General features: G+C 70.6%; 18 protein-coding genes. 11 read left to right on the top strand and 7 right to left on the bottom strand.

The window, feature by feature from the left end; genetic code table 11:
- Positions 1-33: 33 nt before the first annotated feature.
- The 7 genes from AC1D2H_RS04165 to AC1D2H_RS04135 all read right to left on the bottom strand — a co-directional run bounded on the left by AC1D2H_RS04165 (position 34) and on the right by AC1D2H_RS04135 (position 6,769).
- Positions 34-801: a hypothetical protein gene (locus AC1D2H_RS04165; protein WP_478009987.1), complete on the bottom strand. Its 768-nt coding sequence runs from the start codon at positions 799-801 to the stop codon at positions 34-36.
- A 108-nt stretch (positions 802-909) separates the two neighbouring features.
- A complete protein-coding gene (locus tag AC1D2H_RS04160; RefSeq protein ID WP_478009986.1) occupies positions 910-1,749 on the bottom strand; it encodes an alpha/beta hydrolase in 840 nt (279 codons plus the stop codon).
- Positions 1,746-3,095: a phenylacetate--CoA ligase family protein gene (locus AC1D2H_RS04155; protein WP_478009985.1), complete on the bottom strand. Its 1,350-nt coding sequence runs from the start codon at positions 3,093-3,095 to the stop codon at positions 1,746-1,748. The genes AC1D2H_RS04160 and AC1D2H_RS04155 overlap by 4 nt, the downstream gene beginning before the upstream one ends.
- Before the next feature lie 109 nt (positions 3,096-3,204).
- The gene (locus AC1D2H_RS04150) at positions 3,205-3,783 is read right to left on the bottom strand and encodes an ABC-type transport auxiliary lipoprotein family protein (protein WP_478009984.1); all 579 of its coding nucleotides are present in this window, start codon (positions 3,781-3,783) and stop codon (positions 3,205-3,207) included.
- Positions 3,780-4,736, bottom strand: coding sequence for an MlaD family protein (locus AC1D2H_RS04145; protein WP_478009983.1), 957 nt, complete (start codon positions 4,734-4,736; stop codon positions 3,780-3,782). Before AC1D2H_RS04145 ends, AC1D2H_RS04150 begins: the two co-directional genes overlap by 4 nt.
- Before the next feature lie 5 nt (positions 4,737-4,741).
- Complete coding sequence (locus AC1D2H_RS04140) at positions 4,742-5,590, bottom strand: ABC transporter ATP-binding protein (RefSeq protein WP_477932743.1); 849 nt, start codon at positions 5,588-5,590, stop codon at positions 4,742-4,744.
- Positions 5,591-6,769: an MlaE family ABC transporter permease gene (locus AC1D2H_RS04135; RefSeq protein ID WP_477932741.1), complete on the bottom strand. Its 1,179-nt coding sequence runs from the start codon at positions 6,767-6,769 to the stop codon at positions 5,591-5,593. It abuts the gene before it with no gap.
- An 85-nt stretch (positions 6,770-6,854) separates the two neighbouring features.
- Here AC1D2H_RS04135 and AC1D2H_RS04130 point away from each other — a divergent pair, with 85 nt between their 5' ends.
- The 11 genes from AC1D2H_RS04130 to AC1D2H_RS04080 all read left to right on the top strand — a co-directional run bounded on the left by AC1D2H_RS04130 (position 6,855) and on the right by AC1D2H_RS04080 (position 18,189).
- Entirely contained in the window at positions 6,855-9,062 is a 2,208-nt protein-coding gene (locus AC1D2H_RS04130) for a phospholipase C/P1 nuclease family protein (RefSeq protein WP_478009982.1), read from the top strand.
- A gap of 95 nt (positions 9,063-9,157) precedes the next feature.
- Positions 9,158-9,793 (top strand): RNA polymerase sigma factor, encoded by a 636-nt coding sequence (locus AC1D2H_RS04125; protein ID WP_478009981.1) that lies wholly within the window; start codon positions 9,158-9,160, stop codon positions 9,791-9,793.
- Positions 9,793-10,416, top strand: a complete 624-nt coding sequence (locus tag AC1D2H_RS04120; RefSeq protein ID WP_478009980.1) for a zf-HC2 domain-containing protein — start codon at positions 9,793-9,795, stop codon at positions 10,414-10,416. Before AC1D2H_RS04125 ends, AC1D2H_RS04120 begins: the two co-directional genes overlap by 1 nt.
- Positions 10,413-11,615: a S8 family peptidase gene (locus tag AC1D2H_RS04115; protein ID WP_478009979.1), complete on the top strand. Its 1,203-nt coding sequence runs from the start codon at positions 10,413-10,415 to the stop codon at positions 11,613-11,615. The genes AC1D2H_RS04120 and AC1D2H_RS04115 overlap by 4 nt, the downstream gene beginning before the upstream one ends.
- Positions 11,615-12,322, top strand: coding sequence for a TorF family putative porin (locus tag AC1D2H_RS04110; RefSeq protein WP_478009978.1), 708 nt, complete (start codon positions 11,615-11,617; stop codon positions 12,320-12,322). The genes AC1D2H_RS04115 and AC1D2H_RS04110 overlap by 1 nt, the downstream gene beginning before the upstream one ends.
- Before the next feature lie 101 nt (positions 12,323-12,423).
- Positions 12,424-12,873: a hypothetical protein gene (locus tag AC1D2H_RS04105; RefSeq protein WP_478009977.1), complete on the top strand. Its 450-nt coding sequence runs from the start codon at positions 12,424-12,426 to the stop codon at positions 12,871-12,873.
- Positions 12,870-13,952, top strand: coding sequence for a hypothetical protein (locus AC1D2H_RS04100; protein ID WP_478009976.1), 1,083 nt, complete (start codon positions 12,870-12,872; stop codon positions 13,950-13,952). Before AC1D2H_RS04105 ends, AC1D2H_RS04100 begins: the two co-directional genes overlap by 4 nt.
- Complete coding sequence (locus AC1D2H_RS04095) at positions 13,939-14,931, top strand: radical SAM protein (RefSeq protein ID WP_478009975.1); 993 nt, start codon at positions 13,939-13,941, stop codon at positions 14,929-14,931. Before AC1D2H_RS04100 ends, AC1D2H_RS04095 begins: the two co-directional genes overlap by 14 nt.
- Positions 14,928-15,593, top strand: a complete 666-nt coding sequence (locus tag AC1D2H_RS04090) for a class I SAM-dependent methyltransferase (protein WP_478009974.1) — start codon at positions 14,928-14,930, stop codon at positions 15,591-15,593. Before AC1D2H_RS04095 ends, AC1D2H_RS04090 begins: the two co-directional genes overlap by 4 nt.
- Positions 15,590-16,699, top strand: coding sequence for an amidohydrolase family protein (locus AC1D2H_RS04085; RefSeq protein ID WP_477932722.1), 1,110 nt, complete (start codon positions 15,590-15,592; stop codon positions 16,697-16,699). The genes AC1D2H_RS04090 and AC1D2H_RS04085 overlap by 4 nt, the downstream gene beginning before the upstream one ends.
- Positions 16,696-18,189 (top strand): B12-binding domain-containing radical SAM protein, encoded by a 1,494-nt coding sequence (locus AC1D2H_RS04080; RefSeq protein WP_478009973.1) that lies wholly within the window; start codon positions 16,696-16,698, stop codon positions 18,187-18,189. Before AC1D2H_RS04085 ends, AC1D2H_RS04080 begins: the two co-directional genes overlap by 4 nt.
- Position 18,190 lies beyond the last annotated feature (1 nt).

Below are 18,190 nucleotides of genomic sequence, written 5' to 3'. Positions count from 1 at the left end.
GCAGCTCAGCGGAGGTGAATCATCCCTCGGTCATCAAGCGGAGCCGTCGCCGGGGCCCCTCGGATCGTCCAGACGCCATGGCGCGCTCCAGCGGCTGGGAGTCGGCGGCTGGTCGGCCGAGGCCCCCGGCGTGTCCAGCGCCTGCAGCGCGGCTTCCAGCGCCGGCCAGAACTGCGGCCCGCAGGCCAGTCGGGTGCCGTTGTCCAGCAGCAGCGTCGCGCGGCGCTTGTCGTGAAGCAGCACTTCCAGCACATGAGCCGGCGCCACGGCAACGCGGTTCTGGCAGCGCAGCATGGCGCCGGGCGGCAGATCGTCCAGCAGCCCACCGAGACGGCGATGCAGCACATGGTGTTCACCAAAGCCGTGCAGCAGCACGGTCGGGTGGCGGGCGTCGGGCAGCTCCAGCCAACGGATGTCGGCGAGGTCCAGCGTCGTGAAGCGACCGTGCTCGAGCACGATGAGATGGCGCACCTCCACGCCCAGCCGGCGCCGCGGCAGGCCCCGCAGCGCGGCGTTGACGCGCTGCGGGTCATCGGCAGCCAGGCAGCGCCGCACGACTTCCAGCGTGAGCCAGACGATTTGGGGTGCGGGGTCGTGCAGCGAGGCGGCCAGCTCGGCCGCGCCCACAGGCTTGAGGCCAGGGTCCAGCAGCATCAGCTCGGGTTGCATCGCCAGCGCCATCGTCAGCGCCTCGGTGGCCGTGTGGGCCTGATCCAGCACCTTCAGCGCGGCGCCGTCGATCAGGCGCTGGGCCAGGGCACAGGCCGGACTGTCCGACGGGGCGACGACGAGCGTGCGCACGGCGGGACACGGGCCTGGCAGAACTTCCATGCCCGGGATGATGGGCTTGGAGGCCCCCTCTGCCTTTGGTCATGAGCGCCCCCCGTCCAGCCTTCGCGGCCGGAGGTGTCAGCGTTGCGCCGGCGCGGCCAGCGCAGCGAGTGCCGCCGTCATCTGCTGCGGGTAGTCCGGCCACTGCTGCAGGTCGTTGTGCCCGCCGCCCGCGATGCGGACGAGCCGAGCTTGCGGCGCCAGCGCCTGCAGCTTGAGGCTTTGCGCAAACGGGATGACTTCGTCCCGGTCGCCATGCACCAGCAGCAGTGGGCCGCGCAGGCGCTGCACCGCCTCGTCGGTGCGCAGCGGGTAGCGCAGGGCCTGCGGTGGCAGCCAGGGGAAGTGCTCACTGGCCAGGCCGGCGATGCTGGCATAGGGCGAGACCAGCACCGTCAGGTCGGGTTGCACCGTCGCCGCCAGCGTCGCCGCCAGGCCGGTGCCCAGCGAGCGACCGTAGATGACGACGTGTTTGCCGGCATAGCGGGCCGCCACCTCTTGCCAGACGACCATCACGTCGGCATGCAGCTGGGCTTCGCTCTCGATGCGGCCCGTGCTCTTGCCGAAGCCGCGGTAGTCGGGCATGACGAGATCGAAGCCGGCGCGGCGGTAGAAGTCGGTGTCGGTGAACCAGCTCTGCAGATTGCCCGCGTTGCCGTGCAGGAAGAAGACGACGCCGCGCGGCTCGGGCAGGCGCAGCTCCAGCACCGACAGCCGCGCGCCGGGCACGTCGACAAAACGTTCGTGCACATCCGGCGCGTCGGCCAGACGCGTTGCGGCGGGCAGCGGCTCGGGATGGAAGAGCAGGCTCTCCTGCTTGAACCACAGCGCCGCCGTCGCCGCCGACCAGGCGAAGCCGGGCAGCAGCACGGCGGCCAGCGCGAGGCGGGTCCAGCGGCGGCGCGTCGGGCGCGTCATGAGGGCAGGGCGACGATGAGGGGCGCCTTGCCACTGGCGCCACGGGGCAGTTCGGCCACCCAGCGCAGGTCCAGGCGCTGCGGTGCGGCGCCGCGGCTTTGCAGCAGATCGGCCAGGCGGTGCTGCAGCGTGCTGGCATCGCGGTCGCTGGGCTGGCCGGTCAGCAGCACGGTGATCGCGTCGGCCGACTCCTGGCGCAGCTGCCAGCCGGTGGCGGGCACCTGCTCCAGCAACTGGTGCACGAGGTTGGGGTGGATGTCGACGGCCGCGCCGCCGTTGGCCGCCGGCAGATGCAGGGCCTCCTCGACACGGCCCTCGACGCGCGCCAGGCGCCTGAAGGGACGGCCGCAGCGGCAGCGGCCCGGCAGCTCGCGCAGGCCGTCGCTGATCTCGTAGCGGATCAGCGGTTGGGTGTGGCGGTCCAGCACGGTGACGAGAAGGCGCGCGCCGGATTCGCCCGGCGGCACGGCACGGCCGTCCGCGTCGACGATCTCGAAGATCGCGCGGTCTTCCAGCAGGTGCAGGCTACCTTCGCGGCACTCGGTCGCGATGGGGGCGTATTCGGTCGCGCCATAGGTGTTGAAGACGGGAATGCCCCAGGCGGCTGCTACCCGCGCGCGCGTCGCATCGGGCAGCAGCTCGGCGCTGGTGCCGACGTGGCGCAGCGGGATGTGCAGCCGCCCGGCGAGCTGCTCGTCGGCCAGCTGGCGCAGGATGGACGGGTAGAGGGCCATCGACACCGGCTGCCAGTCGTTCAGCCGCGCGACGAGTTCAGCCAGCGGCAGGCCGGCGTCCAGCTTCAGGCCGCGCAGCAGCGGCGTCGAGAGTGACGCGCCGACGCGGGCCGAGTAATGCCAAGCCGCATCCGAGGCGATCAGCGCCGTGCGTGGCCTGGCCAGTGGCGACGGTGCGCCCGACCACATCAGCGGCCGCATGATTGCCGCGAGGCTGGCCCGCCATTCGTCGGCGTCGAACAGGAAGACGCCGCGCAGGCCCGTGGAGCCCGACGTCGACAGCGCCGTGTAGCGGCCCAGATAGGGCCGGCCCGGGTCGGGCGCGGCCAGGTGGGCCTCGACATCGGCCAGGCGGATGGCCGGGTCGGTCACGACGCGGTCGAACTCGGCCATCAACGTGGCCTTGTCGAGGATGGGCAGGGCGTCGAGTGGCGCGTCGTCCAGCCCCTGGTGGAAGCGCCGGTAGAAGGGCGAGCGCTCGCGGGCCAGGCGGCGCAGTGCGGCGAGGCCCTGCTGCTGGTGGCGTTGCAGGCGTTCGGCACTCCAGCGCGAGCTGGCGTCCTGGCGGGCGCGTTGCAGGCCGACGCGCAGCAGCTGACCGAGTTGACTCATGGCCTAGCTACGCGCGCCGCCGCCGCTCGGATTCATGCCTGCCGGCTTGCATGCCGGCAGGCCTTCGTCAGGCGTCGGACAGCGCGCAGGCGCTGTCCTCGGTCCGGTCTCAGCGGCATGCCGACGCTGCCAGCCAGGCCGCCAATTGCGGCAGCCAGTCGTCCACGGCCTGGGCCAAGCCGCGCACGGCGCCGGGCGCATCGGGCGAGGCCGCTGCGCGCTCGAGACGCCAGTGCTGCTGCAGCGGCGTGCTGGCCGTGCCGGCCGGCCACAGCGTGGCATGCAGGCGCAGCACGACCTGGCTGCTGGTGGGGCTGCTGAAGACCTGCTCGAACTCGTCGAGGTTGACGGTCAACAGCGTGGCGGGCTTGCCGCTGCAGCCCGGTGCGCCGGCGAGCTGCTCGCGCAGCCTCTGCGTCAGCAGCGCGGACGGCGGCGCGGCCCACAGGCTGTCGCGGTAATGCTCCAGGCGCTGGGCCTGCTGGAAGGCGAGGCGGTAGGCAATGCCTTCGCCGGCCAGTTGGGGCGGCGCGGTCACGTCGGCAATGCGCCAGGCCAGCGCGCCGCCGGCCGCCGTGGCCGTGGGCGCGGGGCCGAGGTCGTAGACGGCCTTGGGCGAGGCCGTCGGTGTCAGCGAGCAGGCACTCAGCGCGAGGGCGGCGGTGAGCAGGACGAAGGTTGTTTTCATTTCTTCAGACGTTCCGCAAAGCCGGCCTCACCCGGCCCGGGCGGCTGAGCGCCGCGGCCGAAGATCAGGCTTTGCGGCTGCTCGCCGAGGGCGTCGGCGGCGCGTTCGATGCTGCGGCTGGCGGCGGAGACGTCGGCCAGCACGGGGCGGGTACGAGGCGAGGTCTCGCCCACCAGGGCGAGTTCGAGGTTGCGGCTGGTGGCCTGCACCTGCACGGCGGCCGCCTGCAGCTCGTCCAGCGCCTTGGCGCGTGTCTTGAGGTCCTGGGCCAGCAACTGGCCGTCGACGGCGAGCGCCTCGATGCGGGTCAGCGCGGCCTGGGCGCGTCTGGCGGTGGCGTCCGAGTCCTTCAGCAGCGCCGGCAGCTCGCGGGCGCTCGGCTGCAGCGCAGCCATCAGCCTGCTGGTGTCATCGGCGGCCTGCTGCAGCCCGGCGAGGGTCTTGCCGAGCTGGGCGCGGTTGTCTTCGCTGAGCAGGGCGTTCAGGCGCGTGGCCGTCTCGGCAAAACCGGCAATAAGGCCAGGGCCGCTTTCGGCCAGGCGGTCCAGCAGCGTGGGCCGCAGCGGCAGGCGCGCACCCGGCGTTGCGCGTTGCAGCGCGGCCTGGGTGTCGGCTTCCTCCAGGCCGACGAAGGACAGGCCGGTGACACCCTGCAGGCCGAGCTGGGCATAGGTCTGCTTGGACACCGGGGCGGCCGCGTCGACGGCGATGCCGACGAGGATCTGGCGCGGGTCGGCAGGGTCGAAGCCGATGGTTTCGACATAGCCGACCTCCACGCCGCGCAGCTTGACGGGCGCCTTCAGGTTCAGCCCCGGCACGCCGCTGCGGGCGACGACGGTGTAGCGCACGCGCTCGGTGCGGTCGCCCTGGAACCAGGCGACGCTGGCGGCCAGCGCGAGGCCGAGCAGCAGCAGAAAGAGGCCGGCGGCCAGGGCGTGGGCTTTGTTTTCCATGGTCTCTAGACGTTGGCTTCTTCTCGCAGCACGGCGGGCACGCCGCCATCGTCGCTGGTGTCGTCCAGGCTAAGGCGGAAGCGCCTCACATCCTCTTCGGCGCAGCGCTCGACATGGCCGAGGAAGAAGTTGCGCACGAAGGAATGCGGCAGGCGGGCGACTTCGGACAGCGGGCCGCTGGCGATGATGTGCTGGTCGGCCAGCACAGCGACGCGGTCGACGACGGCGAACAGCGTGTCCACGTCGTGGGTGACCATGACGACGGTCAGCCCCAGCTCCTGGCGCAGCCGCCGCAGCAGCTTGACGAACTGCTTGGCGCTGTCGGGGTCCAGGCCGGCGGTGGGTTCGTCCAGGAAGAGCAACTGCGGGTCGAGGATGAGGGCCCGCGCCAGCGACACGCGCTTGACCATGCCGCCCGACAGCTCCGACGGGCGCTTCAGCGCGTCCTCGGGCTTGAGGCCGACCTGGGCCAGCTTGAGCATGACGAGGGGTGTGACGAGGTCGGCGGGCACGCTCTTGAGCTCGCGCAGCGGCAGCGCGACGTTGTCGTAGACGCTCAGCGCCGAGAACAGCGCGCCGGCCTGGAACAGCACGCCCCAGCGGTAGCGCACCCGCTCCAGGTCGCGCACCGCGCAGCGGCCCAGCGGATGGCCGAAGATCTTCACGGTGCCGGCCCGTGGCACCTCCAGGCCCAGCAGCAGGCGCAGCAGCGTCGTCTTGCCCGAGCCCGAGCCGCCGATCAGCGCGACGACTTCGCCGCGGTGCACGGTCAGGCTGAGGTTGCGGTGGATGACATGGCCGCCATAGGCCGTCGTCACGTTGTCGACTTCGATGATGGGTTCGGTGTCGGCCACTCAAACTCCCATGTTTGAAAACAGCACCGCGAAGATCGCATCGACGACGATGACCAGCGTGATGGCCGTGACGACCGACTGCGTGACGCTCTGGCCCAGGCTCTCGGTATTGGGCTTCACGCGCAGGCCGAAATGGCAGGCCAAGAGCGCGATGAGGCCGCCGAAGAGGATGGACTTGACCCAGCCCAGCCACAGGTTCACCGGCTCGACGACGCTGGGCAGGGTGTGCACGAACTGCATCGGGTCCAGTTTGAGCTGGGCACTGGCCGCCGCCATGCCGCCGAGCAGCATCAGGGCGCTCGTCCACACGGCCACCAGCGGCAGCGAGATGGCCAGCGCGATGACCTTGGGGGCCACCAGGCGCACCGTGTGCGAGATGCCCATCACCGACAGCGCGTCCAGTTCCTGCGTGACGCGCATGACGCCGATCTGGGCCGTCATCGCCGAGCCCGAGCGGCCCGCCACGATGATGGCCGCCAGCAGCGGCCCCAGCTCGCGCAGCACGGCCAGGCCGAGGATGTTGATGACGAAGATGTCGGCGCCATAGGCCTTCAGCTGCCGCGAGATCAGATAGGACAGCGTCAGCCCGACGAGAAAGCCCACCAGGGCCGTGATCGGCAGCGCCTGGGCCCCGGTGCGATAGACATTGGCCGAGATCTCGCGCCAGCCGATCAGCGAGGGGTGGCGCAGCATCTGCACGAAGTCCAGCAGCAGGCGGCCGACGAGGGTGACCAGGTCGACCGCATGGCGGGCAAAGGCCATCAGCCTGAGGTTGGCCAGCGCGATGCCCGGGCCGAGGCTGCGCTTGCGTCTGGGCAGGGCGCCGGGCTGCATGAACTGCGAGAACAGCGTCACATGCTCGGGCAGCCACAGCAGCCGCCGTGGCGGCTTGCGGCCCCAGCCCTGCCAAAGCGTCAGCGCGCCCGCCGTGTCCAGCCGTCCCAGCTCGCGCAGATCCCACAGCGCGTCGGGCGTCTCTTTCACGGCGGTGGCCACGCGCTGGCGGAACTCCTCGTAGCGTTCGCGCAGCGCCAGCACCGTCCAGTCGCCACTGACGCGCCATTCGCGGGCCGTGCCCACGGCGCCGCCGCCGCATTGCAATTGGGGCTCGGCATCGGCGGCGCCACCGGCCCAGACCGAGGTCTGGGTGTCCAGGGGCAGGGCGCCGGCTTCGCTCATGGCGCAACGATAGCGCTTACTCAGGCTTGATGAAGCGATGTGTTCTGGGGCTTGATAGCGTCCTGCCGTTGCATCCGGAGATTTCATGGACCGTTTCATCCGCCGCGCCGACCCCCGCACCCTCAGCGTGCGCGACCTGCTGGAGGCGCGCGACCAGTACCACGTCCACATCGCCAACCTGCCCACCGTCATCGGTACCGCCATCGGGCGCTACCGCATCCGGCTGGACGACCCCAACTACGCCGACGAGCATGCCGAGCAGACCGGCAAGGAACTCGGCGCCCGCACGCTGGACAACAGCGATTTCCGGCCCTGGTCCTGGCCCTGCATCCTCGTCTTCGTCAGCGAATGGCTGGACCGCAGCAAGCTGTCCCGCCATCCCGAGCTGGCGGTGCCGCCGGTGCTCTACCTGCCCGACGGCCGCCAGGTGCGCACCTGCCCCGTGCTGGTGAAGCCGCGCGTGACCAACCTGCCGCCGGCCGACACGGCCCTCTATGCGGCCGACAAGTTCGGCCCCAACTTTCAGGTCCATGTGGCCGACCAGGGCGCCACCCGCATGGGCGTCGCCTCGGCCATCGTCGAGGACGGCGCCTGTGCCTTCGCCCTGGTCAGCCGTCACGTGACCTCGGGCACCGAGCCCGGCGCGCCGGTGTTCGCGCTGCCGCGCGGCAAGAAGGTCGGTATCGGCCACATCACGGCGCATGGCGTCGATGCGCTGCCGCTGGCCGACATCTATCCCGGTTTCGCCGGCCGCGATGCACGCCTGACGCTGGACGCCGCCCTGGTCAAGCTCGACAGCGTCGGGGCGACGAACTCCCAGTACCTCGGCGTCGGCAGCTTCGGCCCGGTCATCGACCTCAGCTCCGACAAGATGAGCCTCAACCTCATCGGTTGCCCGCTGTTCACGGTGCTGCCGGGTGGCATCCGCACCGAGGGCCGCGTGCACGGCCTGTTCTACCGCCATGCCAGCATGGGCGGGGTGGATTCGCTGTCTGAATTCCTGATCGGCCCGCGCCGCCCCCGCGATACCGTGCAGTCGCGGCCGGGCGACTCGGGTGTCACCTGGTTCTGGGACGAGATGGCCGACCGCACGGCCAAGGACAAGGACCTGCCGCCGCCCACGCAGTTCCGGCCATTGGCCGTGCAATGGGGTGGCCACGGTTTTGGCGCGCTGAATTCCAGCCGCGCCACCGAGTTCGCACTGGCCAGCGGATTCAGCTCGCTGTGCAAGGCGCTGAACGTCGAGCTGGTGCAGGACTGGCGCACGGGCCAGAGCCGCTACTGGGGCAAGGTCGGCCACTACAACGTCGGCTTCGCGGCCTGCTTCGCGCTGCAGACGAACAAGGCCAAGGCCGTCTTCAAGGCCAACGCGGCGGCCATCGGTGTCAGCGACGAGGACATCGTCGCCGGCAATCTGCCGGGTGCCACGCAGACGAGCCAGTTCATCGCGCTGGCCGATGTGCCCGACCTGGTCTGGCGCCGCACCCGCGGCAAGGACAAGGCCAACCACTTCGCCGACATGGACGAGGCCGGCAGCGGCCCCTTCGCCGGCAAGACGCTGATGCAACTCTGGCAGCAGGCCCCGGCCACGCGCGACCCCCAGGTCTGGGACCAGTTCTACAGCAGCATCGATCCCGACCGCAAACCCCAGTACCGCGGCGCGCTGCCCTTTCGCGTCGCCGAGCTCTACAAGGTCATGGTGCAGGCCGCGGCCGCCAGGCAGCTGGATGCCTATGTCTGCGCCGCCGGCGTGCTGGCCCACTACATCGGCGATGCCTGCCAGCCCTTGCACCTCTCCCACCTTCACCACGGCCAGTCGGACGACCCGGACGACGACAAGGTGCATGCCGTCTACGAGGACGACATGCTGGACCAGGCCGCCGAGGAAGTGGTGGCCGGCGTCAAGCAGCGCGTGACCGACGCGCCGGCCCGGCCGCTGTTCAAGGGCCCCATGGCGGCGGCCGACGCCATCGTGCAGCTGATGCACCGCACCATCACGGAGCTGCCACCCCAGGAGATCCTGGAGGTCTTCGAGCGCGTGCACGGCCGTGGCCAGGCGGCGGCGATGTGGTCGGCGCTGGGCGTGCGCACCATGAACCGCATGGCCGACGGCGCCGTCACGCTGGCCACCGTCTGGCAGTCGGCCTGGAAGGAAGGCAAGGGGGAGCAGAATTTCACGCTGGCCGCCTGCCGGGTGGCGGTGCCCACCGCGCGCCTGAAAAAGCTCTATGACACCAAGGGTTTTGCCGAGTCCCGCTGGCTGCGCGAGATGACACTGGCGGACTTTTCGTGACGGAATCCTCTGGGTAGAGGGGGCTCGCTACCATCGCTTTTGAACCTCCGGGCACTCCGCCGGGACTCATGGGCAATGGAACCCCGCAGGCGAGCATGTTGAAGTGGCCCAGCATCAGGAAAAAGCGCGATGACGCGCCGACGACGCCTGCGAGCTCGGTTCGTGGCCCGGCCGCCGAGGCGTTGGAGCTGGCCCTGCTGGAGGGCATCAGGCGCGGCCAGCGGGCGGAATTCGACGCCCTCTACCGGATTTATCACCCCCGGCTTTGGCGTTTCCTGTCGCATCTGATGCGCCAGCCCGAGGCCATCGAGGAGGTGCTGAACGACACCCTGATGGTGGTCTGGCAGCGCTCGGACAGCTTCGACGGGCGCAGCAAGCTGTCGACCTGGATTTTCGGCATCGCCTACCGCAAGGCGCTGAAGGCGCTGAGCCGCCAGGACCTGCCGGTCGATGGCGACGCCGTGGACGAACCGGCCGACCCGGGGCCCGGGCCGGAGCAGCGCCTGGGCCTGGCGCAGTTGCGCGGCCGGCTGCGGGGCGCCATGGCGGAGCTGTCGCCGGAGCACCGCGCCGTCGTCGAACTCTGCTATTTCCATGACATGGCCTATGCCGAGATTGCCGACGTCGTCGGCTGCCCCGCCGAAACCGTGAAGACGCGGATGTTTTATGCCCGGCGCCGGCTGCGGCTCCTGCTGGATGACCTGGCGGGGCTGGAGCAAGGAGAACAATGATGAGTGTGGTGATCCCCATGGAACATGACGAGCACGCTGCCATGCAGGCCCTGCTGCCCTGGTATGCGCGTGGCCAGCTCGGCGAGGACGAAACGGGCCAGGTGCAGCGCCATCTGCTGCACTGCCAGGGCTGCCGCAACGAGCTGGCGGCCGAGCAGCCCATGCAGACGCTGCTGAGCGTGGCGGGCGCCCCGGCGCAGGGCGGCGACGTGGAAGCGGGCCTCGCGAAGATGCATGTGCTGATGCAAGCGGCCCAGCCGAAACCCGCGAAACCCGCCCGCGCGGTGCGTTGGATGCCCTGGGTGCTGGGTTTGCAGGGGGCTGCCGTCGCGCTGCTGCTGGTGCTGGTGCTGACACCGCGCCAGGATGACCCGGCGGCCTATCAGGGCTTGTCTGCCGCCGGCACGGCGCCGGTCGTGGCCGACGCCCTGGTCATGTTCAAGCCGGGCACCACCGAGAAGGCGGTGCGCCAGTTGCTGCAGGCCCAAGGTGCCGGCGTGGTTGCCGGGCCGACCGAGACCGGCGCCTGGCTGCTGCGCGTCGATGCCCGCGGCCTGGCGGCCCTGCGCACGGCGTCCATCGTGCAATTGGCAGAACCGCTGCAACCGGGGCCGACGCGATGAAACTCTGGCTCAGCCTGTTCGCGCTGTTGCTGAGCTGCCTTGGCCGTCCGGCGCACGCCCAGGCCGAAGAGGCCCAGCGCCAGGTCCTCGTCATGCTGCAGCTGCCCAAGGCCCATTACCGGCCCGACGGCAGCTATGCCGGCACCTATGGCGAGGGTGTGGGGCGGCAATCGCGCCAGCAGGTTGCCCAGGCCCTGGCCCAGGCCCACAAGCTGGAAATGCGCAGCGAATGGGCCATGCCACTGGCCGGGGTGGACTGCTTCGTCATGCGCCTGCCCGAGGGTGACACGCGCTTGCCGGCCAAGGTCGCCGAGGCCGTGGCCGAAGACAGGCGCGTAGCCTGGGCCCAGCCCGTCAGCCTCTACCGCGCCCAGGGCAGCCAGCAGGAGCCGCTCTACCCCGCCCAGCCGGCGGCCCGCCAGTGGCATCTGGCCGAGCTGCACCAGCTGGCCACCGGCCGCGGCGTGCGCGTGGCCGTCGTCGACAGCGGCGTGGAAGCCAGCCATCCCGACCTCATCGGCCAGTTGGACGTCAACCAGAACTTCGTCGACGACAAGGCGCCGCCGGCCGAGGGCCATGGCACGGCGGTCGCCGGCATCATCGCGGCCCGCGCCGACAACGGCCTGGGCATTGCCGGCATCGCGCCCCAGGCGCGGCTGCTGGCGCTGCGCGCCTGCTGGCAGGCGGCAGGCACCCAGACCCTGTGCACCAGCCTCGGCCTGGCCAAAGCCCTGTACGCCGCCATCCAGCAGGGCGCCCACATCATCAACATGAGCCTGGGCGGGCCGGACGACCGCCTGCTGGCCCTGCTGATCGACCAGGCCCAGGCGCGTGGCGCCACCATCGTCGCGGCCATGCCGGGCGAGAACGGACCCTTCCCGGCCAACCACCCGGGCGTGCTCGTCGTCGGCCTCGCGCAACCGCTGCCGGCCGGTGCAGTCATTGCGCCGGGGCGTGATGTGCCCAGCACGGCGGTGGGGGGCGGCTGGTCGCTGGTGTCGGGTTCGTCCTTCGCAGCCGCGCATGCGGCCGGCCTGCTCGCGCTGGTGCGCGAGCTCGACGGCACGCGTGGCACGCTGGCCCTGAAGACGGCCCTCGTCACGGCCGGTCAGGGCCGCATCGACAGCTGCGCAACGCTGGCCCGCCATGCCGGAACCCGCGGGCCCAGCTGCAAGGCGATGGAGCAAACTCCCGACTGATGCCGCCCGCGCACCTGGCCCGACTGACGACGCTGGTCGCCACGCTGCTGGCCTGCGCGGGCGGAGCCTGGGCCGATGTCGGCGGCACGCTGTCGCTGCAGACGGATGCGCGTGAGCGGGGCATGTCCTACAGCGCCAACCGTCCGAGCGCCCAGCTCGGGCTGGCCTGGGATGGCGAGGCCGGCTGGTATGGCGGTGCGCAGCTGGCGCATGCCCGCTTCTCGCAGCGGCGCGGCGCCACGCTGCAGCTCTACGGTGGCCGTGTCTTCGGCCTGGCGCCGGGTCTGGACGGCGAGGCCGGCATCGTCGCCCATGCCTACGAGAACGTGTCCAAGTACGACTACCAGGAGGCCTACGCCGGCCTGCTGGGCGAACGCTGGAATCTGCGCGCCTATGTCTCGCCCGACTACTACGGTGTCGGCCAGCGCAGCCTCTACACCGAGTTCAACCTGCGCTGGCCGCTCGTGCCAGGTATCGCTGCGTTAGGCCATGTTGGCCTGCTACATGGCTGGGGAGGGCAGGTCTCGCCCTATGCCGAGCCGCGCGGTGCGACGCGTGCGGATCTGCGCCTGGGCGCGTCCTGGCAACTGGGCGCCAGCAGCGATCTGCAACTCGCCTGGACGGCGGCCGGCCGCGGTGGGCCTTACACGTGGACCGATGCGACACGCCGCCGCGCGCTCGTGCTCGGCCTGACGGTCGCTTTCTAGGGCCTGCCATTGCCATGGCATTGGCAGGCCCTCCCTAGCTTCTCTTGAACCCGCCCGAGGCGGGCTGGCACTCACGGCGCAGTGAGTAGCAGGAGAGGTTGATGAGATTGTCGAGATTGCTTTGGGCTGCACTGGGCACCACAGCCGCGCTGGTCGCCGGTTGTGGCGGTGGCAGCGGCGCAGGGCTGGATGCCAACGGTCGACCGCTCGGCGAGGGCGATGACCCCAGCGGGCCAATGACGGCGACTTTCAGCTCCATCCAGTCCCATGTCTTCACACCCGTGTGCACGGCCTGCCATGCCGGCGGTGCGGCACCGCAGGGCCTGAGGCTGGATGCGGCCAACAGCTTCACGATGCTGGTCGGCGTATCGAGCGCAGAGGTGGCTTCGCTCAAGCGCGTGGCGCCGGGCGATGCGGCCAACAGCTATCTGATCCACAAGCTCGAAGGCCACCAGTCCGTCGGTGCGCGCATGCCGTTTGGCGGACCTTATCTGGACGCCCAGACCATCAACCTGATCCGCCAGTGGATCGACAACGGAGCTCTGAAATGAAGGCCGTGCGAATCCTCCTCGGCCTGGCTTTGATGGCCCTGATGTCGATGGCGCAGGCCGAACCGTATCTGGCCATCCGTGCCGGGTTGAAGTGCGTGGCATGCCATGTGAACCCCAGCGGTGGCGGCCTGCGCAATGCGGTGGGCAACACCTTTGCGCAGAACGTCATCCCGGCCAATGCCTTGCCCGAGGCCCTGCAGGGCTGGAACGGCTCGCTCTTCGACGATCGCCTGCGCCTGGGCGGCGACCTGCGCACGGCGACGACGCGCACTTCGGTCTCGGGCCAGCCCACGCGCAGCGTCGGCGGTACCGAGCAGACAAGGCTGTATGCCGATGTGCAGCTCATCAAGGACTACCTCGGCGCCTACCTCGACCAGCAGGTCGCACCCGGCAAGTCCGAGCGCCAGGAGGCCTATGTGCGCCTGTCGACGCCGGGCCTGGGCTGGTATGCCAAGGCTGGCCAGTTCTACCTGCCCTTCGGCTGGCGGCTGCAGGACAGCCTCGCCTTCGTGCGCCAGTTGAGCGGCGTCAGCATGACGGTGCCCGACAAGGGCCTGGAGCTGGGCCACGAGGGCGACGAATGGTCCGTCCAGCTGGTGCGCAGCAACGGCCCTGGCAACAAGGGCGGCACGACGGGCCACCAGACGACGGCGCAGGCCATCTGGATGCAGCCCTGGGGCCGCGTGGGCGCCGCGGCCGCCCAGGTCAAGTCGACGGCGGGTGACCGCCAGGCCTATGGTCTCTTCGCCGGCACGACGACGGGGCCGGTGGCCTGGCTGGCCGAGATCGACATGGTCAGCGACGCCGGTTACCCCGAAGGCAAGCGCAAGCAATACGCGACGCTGCTGGAGGCCAATTGGCTGGTACAGCAGGGCCACAACCTCAAGCTCACCGGCGAATACCTCGACCCCGACCGCCGCGTGGCCCACGACAACAAGGCGCGCTACAGCCTGGTCTACGAGTACACGCCCATCGCCTTCATGCAGTTGCGCGCTGGTTATCGCAAATTCGGCGGCATCCCGCAGAACGCCATCGACAACCGGCGGCAGAGCTTTGTCGAGCTGCATGGACTGTTCTAGCGTCATCGACCCGCCAATCGCGCTGGCGCCGGCCATCACGCGGCTGCCGCTGGCGACGCTCTACCTGACGGAGCGCTGCAACTCGCGCTGTGTCAGCTGCGACTACTGGCGCCATGGGCGGCGGGACATCGACATCGAGACGGTGAAACGCCTGCTGCCGGGCCTGCGCGAACTCGGCACCCAGACCGTACTGGTCTCCGGCGGCGAGCCGCTGCTGCATCCGCAATGGGCCGAGATCGCAGCCCTGCTGCGCGGCCAGGGCCACAAGCTCTGGCTGCTGACGGCGGGGCTGGCGCTGGCCAAGCATGCACAAGAGGTCGCGCGGCTGTTCGAGCAGGTGACCGTGTCGCTGGACGGCAGCACGGCGGCGAGTTATGCGGCCATCCGTGGGCTGGACGCCTTCGAGATCGTCTGCGCCGGCATCCGCGCCGCGGTGCGCCAGGGCATGGAAGTCGGCCTGCGCGTGACGGTGCAACGCCGCAATGCCGGGGAGCTGGCAGAGCTCGTCGCGCTCGCGCGCCGGCTCGGCGTGGCCCACATCTCCTTTCTTGCCGCCGACGTCAGCCATGCCGAGGCCTTTGGCCGGCATGGCGAGGTTGCCGACGGCGTCGCGCTGCAGCCAGAGGACCTGCCGGTGCTGGCCCGCAGCCTCGGTGCGCTGGCGGCGGAGGACTTTGCAACCGGCTTCATCGCCGAGTCGCCGGCCAAGCTGCGCCGCATCGAAACCCACTACCGCGCGCTCCTCGGCCTGGGTGATCCGCCGCCAGTCCGCTGCAACGCGCCCGAACATTCGGCCGTCATCGAAGCGGACGGCGGCGTGCGCCCCTGCTTCTTCATCGCCGGCACCGGCCGCCTGGGCGAGCCCGGCTTGGTGGYGGCGCTGAACTCGCCCGCCCAGCGCCGGCTGCGCGCCCTCGTCAGCGCGGGCCGTCGTCCCGAATGCGCGCACTGCGTGTGCTCCAAATGGTTTGCCTCATGAGCAAGCTGGCCAACGAAGCGGCCTACGACCTCTGGGCCGAGGCCTACCCGCCGCTGCCGCACAACCCGTTGATGCGCGCCGAGCAGGCGGCGCTGCTGGCACTTTGCCCCGGCGTGGCGGGAAGGCGCGTGCTGGATCTGGCTTGCGGCAGCGGGCGCTATGGCCTGCTGTTGCAGCAGCAGGGTGCGCGCTTCGTCGTCGGCAGCGACCTGTCCGCCGGCATGCTGGCGCGCGCGCCGCTGGCCCATCGCGTCAGGGCCGACATGTCGCGCCTGCCCTTTGCGCCGGCGAGTTTCGACCTCGTCATCAGTGGCCTCGCCGTCGGCCATGCGCCCAGCCTCGATGCCTGGATGACCGAGGTGGCGTGCGTGCTGGCGCCGGGCGGGGCCCTGGTCTACTCCGACTTCCACCCCGACGCCGCGCGCGCCGGCATGACGCGCAGCTTCACCGACGCCAGCGGCCAGCGCCACGAGCTGCTGCATGCCCTGCACGATCCCGATGCCCACCTCGCCGCGGCCTGGCGCGCCGGTCTGGTGCTGGAGGCACAGCGCGAGGTGCGCGTCGGATGCGAGCTGACGGAAGCCTTCACCGGTTCCGAGGCTTTTTACGCGCGCTGGAACGGCCTGGCCGTCGTCCTCGCGCTGAGCTTGGTGAAGCCATGAGCTTTCACTTCTTCAATGCGGCGGATGGCCTGAGCCTGAGCACGGAGGGTGATCGCATCGCTGGCGCATGCGGCGGCTTGCGCGTGAACCTCAAGGGTGCCCGCCTGCTGCCCGGCCTCATCAACGCCCACGACCATCTGCATCTCAACGGCGCCCTGCCGCGGCTGAAGTTCCGCGCCGGCTATCGCAACGCCAGCGAGTGGATCACCGACATCACACCGCGGCTGTCGACGGCGCCCGAGCTTGTCGCGCACCGGGCCCAGCCGCGCGCGCAACGCCTGCTGGCCGGTGGGCTGAAGAACCTGCTGAGCGGCGTCACGACGGTGCTGCACCACGACCCGCGCGACGCCGTGCTGGACGCGCCCGGCTTCCCGGTCGACGTGCCCGAGCCTGGCGGCTGGTCGCACTCGCTCGCGCTGGATGGTGAAGCGGCGGTGCGTGACTCGCGCCGGGCGAGCCCGACCGGCCGGCTGTGGATCATCCACGCAGCCGAAGGCGTCGACACCGCGGCGGCGCTGGAGTTTGATCGCCTCGAGGCGCTGGGCTGCGTTGCCCCGGGAACCCTGCTCATCCACGGCCTGGGCTTGAGCACGGCGCAGCAGCGGCGCGCCGTCGATGCCGGCGCCGGCGTCGTCTGGTGCCCCGGCTCCAATCTGCATCTCTTCGGCCGCACGCTGGACCCCGAATGGCTGCGTGCCCAAGGCCGCCTGGCATTGGGCAGCGACTCACGCATCAGCGGTGGCCGCGACCTGTTGGCCGAGCTGGCGCTGGTGCGCGAGCTGACCGGCTGGAGCGAGGAGGGCCTGGAAGCGTGGGTCACGGAGGATGCCGCTCGGTTGCTGGGTTTGCACGACCGCGGGCGGCTGGAGCCCGGCCTGCGCGCCGACCTGATTGCGCTGCCACCCGGCCTGCCGCTGTCCCGCGCGACGCGGACCGACCTGCGCCTCGTCGTCGTGGGGGGGCGGCCGCTGTATGCCGACCCTGATCTAGGCGAATTGCTCGGCCTGCTGCCGGTGCGGGTGGATGGTCGTGCCAAGGCCATTGCCCCGCATCTACTTGTCGCGGAGCCCGGGCTTGAACTGATGACCGAAGAGGCCCTCGCATGAAGCGCGTGCTGCTGATCAACCCTCGCATCACGTCCAATGCGCGCTTCCCGCTGGCCGTGATGCATCTGGCCGCAGCGCTGAAGGGCCGCTACGAAGCTCGCATCCTCGATGGCAACCTGGACCGCCATCTGCCCGAGACGGCAGCAGCGGCCGTGCGCGAGGGCGGCTACGCGGCCGTCGGCCTGTCCGTCATGGGCGGGCCGCAACTGCCGGCGGCGCTGGCTGTGTCGCGTGCCATCCGCGCCGTGGCGCCCGGGCTGCCCATCGTCTGGGGCGGCTATTTCCCGACGCTTTGTACCGATGCGGCCCTGAACAGCGACTGCGTGGACTACGCGCTGCGCGGCCAGGGCGAGCAGGGCTTCATGGAGCTGCTGGATGCGTTGACCGAAGGCAAGCCGCTGGACGAAGTGGGTGGCCTGTCCTGGCGCCGCGAGGGTGGCGGGGTCGTCGTGCACAACGCCGACCGCGCCTTTTCGACGGCGCCGCTGCAGATGGACGTCACTTACGAAGAGGTCGACGACCCGCAGCGCTATCTCGGCCCGACCTATCTCGGCCGCCGCACGACGGGCTATCAGGCGGCGCTGGGCTGCCGCTACCGCTGCAGCTTCTGCGGCGTGGCCGCCATGTTCCGCGGCAAGACGGCCCTGCCCGAAGCGCAGCGGCTGGAGCATGACCTGCGCGGCCTGCAGACGCGCTTCGGTGCGGACTCTGTGCAGTTCTACGACCACAATTTCTTCGACCGTGAGGTCGACATGCAGCCCCTGCTCGAGGTGCTGGCCCGCATGCAGATGCCCTGGTGGTGCTACGCCCGCGCCGACGCGCTGCAAGGCCTGTCCGCGGCTTCATGGGCCCTGGTGCGGCGCAGCCGGCTGTGCATGGCCTATATCGGCGCCGAGTCGCCCAACGACAGCCTGCTGCGCGACATGCGCAAGGGCACGCGCTCCGATCAGACGCTGGCCGTCGTCGAGACCTGCCGCGCCAACGGCATCGTGCCCGAGCTGTCCTTCATGCTGGCGCCGCCGCAGGACCCCGAGGGCGAGACGGAGAGGACCTTCGATTTCATCCGCCAGGTCAAGCGCCTGCACCCGGGCGCGGAGATCATGCTGCACATCCACACGCCGCTGCCGCCGCGCCGCCTCGGAGGTAGTGGAGAAGGCCGCTGGACGCCGCGCGATCCGGCCCTGCCCAAGGGCTTCACCTTCCCCGACAGCGCCGACGCCTGGGCGCAAAAGGAATGGGTGGACTACTGGTGCCACAAGGACGCGCCCTGGCTGAACCCCGCGCTGCGCCAGCGCATCCGCGACTTCCGCACCGTGCTGGGTTGCCGCTTCCCGACGCTGACCGACATCCGCGCGCCGGCCTGGCAGAAGGCCGCCCTGCGCGCCGCCTCCGCCTGGCGCTACCGGCTGGCGCGTTATGACCAGCCGCGCGAGCTGCGCTGGCTGGAGCGCGCCGTGAAGCTGTGGGACCCGCAACTGCATTCGCTCTGAC

This window comes from Roseateles sp. P1_C1_2 (assembly GCF_056406535.1).
Note: the sequence above shows the minus strand (reverse complement) of the source record. Positions and strands in the feature narration are given on the sequence as shown.

Bases quoted from the DNA above. Each gene is read 5' to 3' on its own strand.
- AC1D2H_RS04160 (WP_478009986.1), bottom strand. From the start codon at position 1,749: ATGACGCGCCCGACGCGCCGCCGCTGGACCCGCCTCGCGCTGGCCGCC.
- AC1D2H_RS04155 (WP_478009985.1), bottom strand. From the start codon at position 3,095: ATGAGTCAACTCGGTCAGCTGCTGCGCGTCGGCCTGCAACGCGCCCGC.
- AC1D2H_RS04150 (WP_478009984.1), bottom strand. From the start codon at position 3,783: ATGAAAACAACCTTCGTCCTGCTCACCGCCGCCCTCGCGCTGAGTGCC.
- AC1D2H_RS04145 (WP_478009983.1), bottom strand. From the start codon at position 4,736: ATGGAAAACAAAGCCCACGCCCTGGCCGCCGGCCTCTTTCTGCTGCTG.
- AC1D2H_RS04135 (WP_477932741.1), bottom strand. From the start codon at position 6,769: ATGAGCGAAGCCGGCGCCCTGCCCCTGGACACCCAGACCTCGGTCTGG.
- AC1D2H_RS04130 (WP_478009982.1), top strand. From the start codon at position 6,855: ATGGACCGTTTCATCCGCCGCGCCGACCCCCGCACCCTCAGCGTGCGC.
- AC1D2H_RS04125 (WP_478009981.1), top strand. From the start codon at position 9,158: ATGTTGAAGTGGCCCAGCATCAGGAAAAAGCGCGATGACGCGCCGACG.
- AC1D2H_RS04120 (WP_478009980.1), top strand. From the start codon at position 9,793: ATGAGTGTGGTGATCCCCATGGAACATGACGAGCACGCTGCCATGCAG.
- AC1D2H_RS04115 (WP_478009979.1), top strand. From the start codon at position 10,413: ATGAAACTCTGGCTCAGCCTGTTCGCGCTGTTGCTGAGCTGCCTTGGC.
- AC1D2H_RS04110 (WP_478009978.1), top strand. From the start codon at position 11,615: ATGCCGCCCGCGCACCTGGCCCGACTGACGACGCTGGTCGCCACGCTG.
- AC1D2H_RS04105 (WP_478009977.1), top strand. From the start codon at position 12,424: ATGAGATTGTCGAGATTGCTTTGGGCTGCACTGGGCACCACAGCCGCG.
- AC1D2H_RS04100 (WP_478009976.1), top strand. From the start codon at position 12,870: ATGAAGGCCGTGCGAATCCTCCTCGGCCTGGCTTTGATGGCCCTGATG.
- AC1D2H_RS04090 (WP_478009974.1), top strand. From the start codon at position 14,928: ATGAGCAAGCTGGCCAACGAAGCGGCCTACGACCTCTGGGCCGAGGCC.
- AC1D2H_RS04085 (WP_477932722.1), top strand. From the start codon at position 15,590: ATGAGCTTTCACTTCTTCAATGCGGCGGATGGCCTGAGCCTGAGCACG.
- AC1D2H_RS04080 (WP_478009973.1), top strand. From the start codon at position 16,696: ATGAAGCGCGTGCTGCTGATCAACCCTCGCATCACGTCCAATGCGCGC.